General features: G+C 66.1%; 1 protein-coding gene. It reads right to left on the bottom strand.

Annotated features, from left to right (window positions below; genetic code table 11):
- Positions 1 to 6: 6 nt before the first annotated feature.
- Positions 7 to 901 (bottom strand): IS5 family transposase gene (locus AB4Y78_RS15600; RefSeq protein WP_441737293.1). Its coding sequence is split into 2 segments (ribosomal slippage): positions 7 to 543 and positions 545 to 901, totalling 894 coding nucleotides; the frame shifts between segments, so codons are not numbered across the junction.
- Between the last annotated feature and the right edge of the window lie 60 nt (positions 902 to 961).

Here is a 961-nt window from a genome sequence, read left to right as displayed (position 1 = left end):
ATTTCCCTAGGGCGTGTCTGACAAAAGTTGGGTCCAGGCGATCACTGCGTGGAGGACGACGGCGGCGCGGTAGGTCAGGGCGAGCTTGTCGTAGCGGCAGGCCAGTGCGCGCCATTGCTTGAGCTTGGCGAAGCGGCACTCGACGACGTGTCGACCGCGGTAGGCGGTTGGGTCGAAGGAGGGTGGGCGTCCGCCGGCGCTGCCGCGGCGGAGTCGGTTGTTGATCTGGTTGTCGGGTTCGGGGATGACTGCGGTGATCTTGCGGGAGCGAAGGTGGGCGCGGATGGCCTTGGAGGAGTAGGCCTTGTCACCCATGACTGCCTCGGGTCGAGTACGGACCTGACCCGCGGCGGTGGATACGCGTAGCTGGTCCAGCAACGGCAGGAGCATCGGTGCGTCGCCGCCTTGTCCGGGTCCGATCAGGGTCACCAGCGGCATCCCCCTCCCGTCGACGAGCTGGTGGATCTTCGTGGACAACCCGCCTCTGGAGCGGCCGATCGCGTGGTCAGGCGGCTCGCTCGTCAGATTCGTGTAACTCGATCCATCCCCCTGTGTGGCGGGTGATGTTGGTGGCGTGCTGATGAGCGCGTGTCACGGTCGAGTCCACCGCCAAGGACCAGTCGACCAGCCCTTCTGCCTGCGCCTGCGCGGTCAAGACGGCCAGCACCTCGTCCCACGTGCCATCACCGGCCATCCTGCGGTGCCACGTCCACACCGTCTGCCAGGGCCCGAATGCCTCCGGAAGGTCACGCCACGCGATCCCTGCCCGGTAGCGGTAGGCGATCCCTTCGATCATCGTGCGAGCATCCGCAAAGGGGCGACCACGACGCCCCGTGCGAGCAGGAAGCAACGGCTCGATCAGCCGCCACTGCGCATCCGACAGCACCTGAAATCGCGTCATGTCGTCCACGCTGCCCCACCCAAACCCAAATCTTTGCCAGACACGCCCTAGGGAAATGCG

This window comes from Janibacter sp. RAF52 (assembly GCF_052114035.1).
Taxonomy (GTDB): Bacteria; Actinomycetota; Actinomycetes; order Actinomycetales; family Dermatophilaceae; genus Janibacter; species Janibacter hoylei.
The sequence above is the reverse complement of the archived record's forward strand: the minus strand, read 5'-3'. Positions and strand labels throughout refer to the sequence as shown.